Source organism: Steroidobacter sp. (genome assembly GCF_016790065.1).
Lineage (GTDB): Bacteria > Pseudomonadota > Gammaproteobacteria > Steroidobacterales > Steroidobacteraceae > Steroidobacter.
Window position 1 is genome coordinate 1 of the sequence record NZ_JAEUPY010000425.1, and the last position, 7,574, is coordinate 7,574.

General features: G+C 61.4%; 6 protein-coding genes and 1 pseudogene. 6 read left to right on the top strand and 1 reads right to left on the bottom strand.

The genetic code is table 11. From position 1 onward, the window contains the following. The 3 genes and pseudogenes from JNL55_RS17675 to JNL55_RS17690 all read left to right on the top strand — a co-directional run. Nucleotides 1-729: pseudogene (locus tag JNL55_RS17675) on the top strand (nitrite reductase (NAD(P)H)); the annotation flags it as partial. Further along, a complete protein-coding gene (nirD, locus tag JNL55_RS17685) occupies nt 726-2,282 on the top strand; it encodes a nitrite reductase small subunit NirD (RefSeq protein ID WP_415923102.1) in 1,557 nt (518 codons plus the stop codon). The pseudogene JNL55_RS17675 and the gene nirD, both read left to right, overlap by 4 nt. After that, on the top strand, nt 2,279-4,930 hold the full coding sequence (locus JNL55_RS17690; RefSeq protein WP_293856439.1) for a nitrate reductase: 2,652 nt from the start codon (nt 2,279-2,281) through the stop codon (nt 4,928-4,930). The genes nirD and JNL55_RS17690 overlap by 4 nt, the downstream gene beginning before the upstream one ends. 28 nt (nt 4,931-4,958) lie before the next feature. Here JNL55_RS17690 and lexA read toward each other — a convergent pair whose 3' ends face one another. Continuing rightward, nucleotides 4,959-5,585: a transcriptional repressor LexA gene (gene lexA / locus JNL55_RS17695; protein ID WP_293856442.1), complete on the bottom strand. Its 627-nt coding sequence runs from the start codon at nt 5,583-5,585 to the stop codon at nt 4,959-4,961. Between the two features lie 205 nt (nt 5,586-5,790). Here lexA and JNL55_RS17700 point away from each other — a divergent pair, with 205 nt between their 5' ends. The 3 genes from JNL55_RS17700 to JNL55_RS17710 all read left to right on the top strand — a co-directional run. Then, on the top strand, nt 5,791-6,324 hold the full coding sequence (locus JNL55_RS17700) for a GspH/FimT family pseudopilin (RefSeq protein ID WP_293856445.1): 534 nt from the start codon (nt 5,791-5,793) through the stop codon (nt 6,322-6,324). Continuing rightward, complete coding sequence (gene pilV / locus JNL55_RS17705) at nt 6,324-6,809, top strand: type IV pilus modification protein PilV (RefSeq protein ID WP_293856448.1); 486 nt, start codon at nt 6,324-6,326, stop codon at nt 6,807-6,809. Before JNL55_RS17700 ends, pilV begins: the two co-directional genes overlap by 1 nt. 2 nt (nt 6,810-6,811) lie before the next feature. Further along, on the top strand, nt 6,812-7,574 hold a 763-nt coding region (locus JNL55_RS17710), incomplete at its 3' end, for a PilW family protein (protein WP_293856451.1).

Below are 7,574 nucleotides of genomic sequence, written 5' to 3' on the forward strand. Positions count from 1 at the left end.
ATCGACTTGTTCGGCGCGCAGGTGCATGAGTTGCCGATGATATGGCGCGAGCTCATCGACGCCGGCTTCGAATCGGGCCATGCCTACGGTAAGGCCGTGCGTACGGTGAAATCGTGCGTCGGCTCGACCTGGTGTCGTTACGGCGTGCAAGACAGTGTCGGCTTCGCCATCGACATCGAGAATCGTTACAAAGGTCTGCGCGCTCCTCACAAGATCAAGTTCGCAGTCTCAGGCTGCACGCGAGAGTGTGCCGAAGCCCAGAGCAAAGATGTCGGCATCATCGCCACCGACAAAGGCTGGAATCTGTACGTGTGCGGCAACGGTGGCATGAAGCCCCGTCACGCCGACCTGCTGGCCGGCGATCTGGATCGCGAAACGCTGGTTCGTTTCATCGACCGGTTTCTGATGTTTTACATCCGCACGGCCGACCGTCTACAACGCACGTCGGTGTGGCTGGACAATCTGGAAGGTGGCCTGGACTACCTCAAGCAAGTCGTGATCGAAGACAAGCTGGGCATCGCAGCCGAACTCGAAGCGGACATGGCGCGCATCGTCCACACCTACGAGTGTGAATGGAAAAAAGCAGTGGAAGATCCGCAAACGCTCAAGCGCTTCCGCCACTTCGTCAACAGCGATCGCAACGATGACAACGTGGTGTTCGTGCAGGAGCGCGGCCAGATTCGTCCCGCGACCAGCGATGAACGCGCACAACAGCGAGAGGCCGTATGACGCGAACTCATCATTGGACCAGCGTGTGCTCGTTCGACGATCTGCTGCCCGACAGTGGCGTGGCCGCGCTGCTCGACGATCGACAGATCGCCATCTTCCGAGTCGGTGACGCGGTGTACGCGCTCGACAACTACGATCCGCACAGCGAAGCCAACGTGCTATCGCGTGGCTTGATAGGCGATCTGAACGGCGAGCCCGTGGTGGCCTCGCCGGTCTATAAACAGCACTTCAATCTAGCCACCGGCCGCTGCGTCGAAGACGCGGATTACTCGGTGCGCGCTTGGCCGGCGCGAGTGACCGACGGCAAGATCTGGATCAAGACGCAGCCGTTGCGCAAGACCACGCGGCGCAAGCTGGTCGTCATCGGCAATGGCATGGCCGGCATGAAAGTGGTCGAAGAGCTGCTCGGCATTCCCGGCCAGCCTTACGACATCACCGTGTTCGGCGCCGAGCCCTACCCCAACTACAATCGGATTCTGTTGTCGCCACTGCTCGCCGGCGAGAAACGTTTCGATGATATCGTGCTGAATCCGGTCGAATGGTATCGGGACAATGGCGTAGCTCTGCATCTCGGCGATCCCGCCGTCGGCATCGATAGAATCCGTCGGCGTGTACGTTCGCAAAGTGGCATCGAGGCACAGTACGACCGGCTGCTGCTCGCCACAGGCTCGAATCCCATCATTCTGCCTGTGCCTGGCAAAGACCTGCCCGGCGTCGTGACATTCCGCGATCTGCAGGACGTCAACGCGATGCTGGCCGCAGCACGCACTCATTCAAAAGCCGTAGTCATCGGCGGTGGCTTGTTGGGCCTCGAAGCGGCCAACGCACTGCTAAAGCAAGGCATGCGTGTCACCGTAGTGCATCTACTCGAAACGCTGATGGAACGGCAGCTCGACCCGGTCGCCGCTCAACTGCTGAAGCAATCCTTAGAACGTCGCGGCCTGCAGTTCCACATGCCCGCGAAGACGACAGCAATACTCGGCACCGACCGTGTTAGCGCCGTGCAATTTGCCGACGGCACTGTCATCGAAGCCGATCTGGTGGTGATGGCCGCAGGCATTCGACCAAACATCGACTTGGCTCGTGCCACCAACCTCCGCTGCGATCGCGGCGTGCTGGTAAACGACACCCTGCAAACCTTCGATCCGTGCGTGTATGCGGTGGGCGAATGCGTCCAGCATCGAAACAACACTTATGGCTTGGTCGCGCCGCTGTACGAACAAGCTCGCGTCTGTGCCACTCATCTTGCCGAGCATGGCGTCGGCCAGTATCGCGGTTCGATGCTGTCCACGCATCTCAAAGTGACCGGCATCGATCTGTTTTCGGCCGGCGATTTCCTCGGCGGGCCGAGCAGTGAAGCTTTGGTACTGCGTGATGCCAAGCGCGGCATCTACAAGCGCATCGTCATCGAGAACAACAAACTGCGCGGCGCAGTTTTGTATGGCGACACTCGCGATGGCGCTTGGTACTGCGAGCTGATGAGCGAAGGTCGCGATGTCGGCCCATTGCGCGACAAGCTGATTTTTGGTGAAGCGGTGGCTACTCGGCAGTGAGTATCAGGACGACGTGCCCGTACTGCGGTGTCGGTTGCGGCGTCCTCGCCCGACCGGACGCGACCACAGGCACGGTGAGCATTGCCGGCGATCCAGCTCATCCCGCCAATCGCGGCCGACTTTGTTCCAAAGGCTCGGCGCTCGGCCAAACGCTGGGCACGGACGGTCGCCTGCTGTATCCACAGATCGACGGCCAACGCGTCAGCATGGAAACAGCGCTGAATCATGTGGCCGCCGGCTTTCGCCGCATCGTCGATCAACACGGCCCCGATTCCGTGGCGCTGTACGTCTCCGGTCAGTTGCTGACCGAGGACTACTACGTCGCCAACAAGCTGATGAAAGGCTTCATCGGCAGCGCCAATATCGACACCAACTCCCGCCTGTGCATGTCGTCCGCGGTCAGCGGCCACAAGCGCGCGTTCGGCGAAGACATCGTGCCGGTGTGTTACGACGATCTGGAGCTGGCGGATTTGATCGTGCTGGTCGGCTCGAACACAGCCTGGTGTCACCCGGTGCTGTTCCAACGCATCAGCCAGGCCAAACAGCAACGCCCGGAATTGAAGATCGTGGTGATTGATCCGCGGCGAACCGTGACTTGCGAGATCGCCGACCTGCATTTACCAGTGCGTGGCGGCAGCGATGTTTGGCTGTTCAATGGCCTGCTTGCCTACTTGCAGCAGCACGGGCATGCCGCCATGGATTTCATAAAGAACCACACGGACGGGCTCGATGAAGCACTCGAAGTCGCACTCGATTCGGCCGGCGACTTGCAGAGCGTGGCTGATGCTTGCGGCATCGACACCGACCTGTTGCTCGAGTTCTATGGTTTGTTTGCCAGCCGCACCCGAGTCATCACCGCGTTCTCGATGGGCGTCAATCAATCCTCGGCCGGCACCGACAAGGTCAATAGCATCGTCAATTGTCATTTGCTCACCGGACGCATCGGCCAGCCCGGCATGGGCCCATTCTCGGTGACCGGCCAGCCCAATGCCATGGGCGGTCGCGAAGTCGGGGGTCTGGCCAACATGCTAGCCGCGCACTTGGAGTTGGAAGACGCCGGCCATCGCAATCTGGTGCAAGGATTTTGGCGTAGTCCTCGAATTGCTGAGCGCGGCGGATTGAAGGCCGTCGAACTGTTCGACGCCATCCATGATGGGACAGTGAAAGCAGTGTGGATCATGGCTACCAATCCGGTCGTCAGCTTGCCCGACGCGGACAAGATCAAAGCGGCGCTGCGCCGCTGCGAGTTGGTGGTGGTGTCCGATTGTTTCCAGGCCACCGACACCAACGCATTCGCGCACGTCCTGCTGCCCGCGGCGGGTTGGGGAGAAAAGGACGGCACGGTGACCAATTCGGAGCGACGCATCTCACGACAACGCGCCTTCCATTCGCTGAGCGGCGAGGCACGCCCGGATTGGTGGTTGATTTGCGAAGTCGCTCGCCGGCTGGGCTTCAACACCGGTTTCAACTACGACAACGCGCACGAAATTTTCGTCGAGCATGCCGCACTCTCAGCCCTCGACAATGACGGCGAGCGCGCCTTCGACATCGGCGGTCTCGCCGAACTCAAAGCGAGCGAGTACGACGCGCTCGACCCTATTCAATGGCCAGTGCCTCATCGAGGCCATCCCGGCACGCCGCGCCTGCTGGAGTCAGGACGCTTTTATCGTAGCAATGGCAAAGCTCGCTTCGTCCCTACTCCGCCCCGTGCACCGGTGCACGCACCTGACGCCACGTTTCCTTATGTATTGAACACCGGTCGCATCCGGGATCAATGGCACACCATGACCCGCACCGGCCGCGCGCCGCAGTTGGCGTCGCATCTGCCTGAACCGTTCATCGACATGCACGCTCAAGATGCGCTGCTCTCAGCAGTGAGCGACGGCCAGCTCGCGCGTGTAGAAACTCGTTGGGGCGTGATGGTGGCTCGAGTAAAGACCAGCGGTGAGGTGGCTCGCGGCAGCGTGTTCGTCCCCATCCATTGGAACGACAGCTGCGCTTCGGATGGCCGGGTCGGCGCCCTGGTGAACCCTATCGTCGATCCCATCTCCGGCGAACCAGAGTTCAAACACACGCCGGCGCGCGTTACGCCGTTCGCGGTGAACTGGCATGGCTTCGTGCTCGCTCGCACGCCACTGGCAAGTTTGGATGCAACTTGGTGGACGGCGATTCGCGGCGCGCGGTTCATGCGCTATGAGTTCGCTGGCCGCGGCCCTTCGCCCAATTCCGAATGGGCGCGTCGCGCGCTACAGGCGACGAACGCCGATGTTGATTGGCTCGAATACTCCGATGGCGCGACTGGCGTATTTCGCGGCGCGTTGCTGATCGACGAACGCATCGCCGGCTGCGTGTTCATTTCATCGCGCACCGACCTGCCTTCCCGCGCGTGGCTTTCCACCCTGTTCGCCAAGAAACGCATTAGCGATGCGGATCGCGCTTCATTGCTCAACGGCGGCCCGACGGCAGCTGCCGAGGATCCCGGGCCATTGGTGTGTTCGTGTTTCGGCGTCGGGCGCAACACGCTGTGCGCGGCCATCGCGCGCGCTGGCTTGAAGACGCCACAAGAGGTGGGCCAAAAATTAAAAGCAGGCACGAACTGTGGTTCGTGCCTGCCGGAGATCAGACAATTGTTGGCAACGACAGTCTGATACTAAACGGTTGTCTTATTGACTGGCCCTACTGGAACAGGCCCTTGGACTTACCCTGGCGCAGCACGCCCACCACGATGCCTTCGATGATCAGCGACTGTTCTTTCAAATCGACCCGAATCGGCTCGAACTCTTCGTTCTCGGGCAACAGCCAGACGATCTTGCCGTCCTGCTTGTAGCGCTTCACGGTCACTTCATTGTCCAGGCGCGCGACCACCACCTGACGATTGCGCACTTCGGGCGTGCGATGCACGGCCACCAGGTCGCCATCCATGATGCCGATATCTTTCATACTCATGCCGCGCACCTTGAGCAGATAGTGCGCGCGCGGCTGGAAGATCTTCGGATCGATCTGATACCGGCTTTCAATGTGCTCCTCGGCGAGCATGGGCCGGCCGGCCGCCACTCGACCGATCAGCGGCAAACCCATTTGCTCGCGAATCGAGTCTTTCAATTGAATGCCGCGCGAGGCGCCTGGAATGATGTCCAGCACTCCTTTTCGCTGTAACGCGCGCAGATGTTCTTCAGCGGCGTTGGCCGACTTGAACCCCATCGCGGTGGCAATCTCGGCGCGGGTCGGCGGCATGCCGTTATCTCGCAGCGATTCCTGGATCAGCTTGACGATCTCGCGTTGCCGAGGCGTGAGTTCCGACACGAGTCACCTGTATGGATAAACACCTTTTGACTATATATACAGGAGTCCCTCGTCGTGCCGCAAGTCCGCAGCGACCGTTCACTACAGCTGAACAGCCCGCCGACGATTTAACCGAATCCGGCGCCGCCCGCCGTTGGTCCGTTGCCGCCGGCCGCTAATCGGCCTACCCGGCAGGCCGCCGCGGCCCTATTTATATTCCCGCCTCATGCAACCTACCCATACCCGCGCCGCCGGCTTCACCATCATCGAACTGATGATCACGGTTGCCGTTGCCAGCATCTTGCTCGCCATCGGCGTGCCGGCGTTCAACGACATCATTCGCAACAGCCGGATCGCCACCCAGACCAATACCCTGGTGGGAGCGCTGAACTACGCCCGCGGAGAATCGGCCGTGCGCGGCATGCCGATCTCGATCTGCGCCGCCAATAACGACCGAACCGGCTGCCAGAGCGGCGCCACGAGCTGGGTGAACGGCTGGGTGATATTCACCGATCGCAGCGGCACCGCCGGCGTGGTTGACGCCCCGGGCGATGAAGTGTTGCAAACCGGTCTGGGGCCAGTGGCCTTCACCATCACCACGACGGCCAACTTCGTACGTTTCGGGGTGGGAACGACCCCATCGACTGCTCGCGTCCTCACGGTGACGCCCATCGATACCAATGCCTGCGCTACGACCGGCCGACGCCTGGTCGATGTCAGCCTGACCGGGCGCATCACCACTTCGAAGGGCACTTGCTAATGCGCAGCCTCTCCACGCGCCCCGCTCAACGCGGCTTCACACTGGTCGAAATCCTGGTCACGGTGGTGTTGATCTCCGTGGGCCTGCTGGGTGTCGCAGCCCTGCAGCTGACGACTCTGCGCGGCAATCAAGAAGCTTACGTGCGCTCGCAGGCAAGCATTCTCGCAGCTGACATCCTGGACCGGATGCGCGCCAACCCGATCGCGTTTCGCAACGGCGCCTACGACGTTGACTTCAACGGCACCGGCACGGGTGCGGGCCAGGCATTCAACGATTTGACCACGTGGCAGCAGACCATCAACACGACGCTGCCTGGCGGAGCCGAAAATGCCGCGGGGCGAATCGTACGCACCCAAGCGCTCAGCGGTCGGCACATCGTGACTGTGACGATTCGTTGGATACAGCGTTCGGAAGGTAAACGCACCACTGACACCGTCACCGACACCGACATTTCCAGCGAATTCAGCACGCGCTCCGAGATCTGACCATGCAGCCACTCCCTCGACACATTCGGATGCGTAGCGCCGCGGGCTTCAGCTTGGTCGAGCTGATGGTTGCCATCGCCATCAGCTTATTGCTGCTCGCAGGCGTGGTGGCGATTTTCGCCAGCTCGCGCGTTTCGTACGAATCCAACGACCAACTGTCGCGCGTCCAGGAAACCGGCCGCTTCGCACTCGAAGCCATTTCACGGCAAGTCCGCTCCGCCGGTTTCGGTGGTTGCTCGCGTCAGCCCAATTACGTGAGCACAGCACTGAACAGTACCGGCACGTTGCAATGGAATTTCCTCGAAGGGCCGGTGCGCGGTTACAACGCATCGGGATCCGCTTGGGTACCGACGCTCGATGCCAGCATCACAGGTGCCGCGGCCGGCAGCGACGTATTGGTACTGCGCGGCCCTCGCCCCGAGGCTCAGCCCGCCATCGTCACAACCAACATGGCAAGCCCGACGGATCCGCTGGTAGTCAGCGGCGGCAGCATCGTAGCGAATGACGTGGTGATGGCCTACAGCTGCGAAGGCCAAGCGTTCTTCCAGGTAACGGCAGTAGGCGGCAGCCTCTTGCACGCCGCCACCGGGGCTTCGCCGGGCAATGCCAATGCCAGCACCAGCTATCAGTTCAAGCGCAACGCTGAAGTCGTGCTGGTGGCAACGACGGTGTACTTCGTCGGACCGAGCGTCGGCGCCACTGCCCCCAACAACACCCGGCCGATCGGCACCCACTCGCTGTATCGCCAAGTCGGCAGCCGCGCCA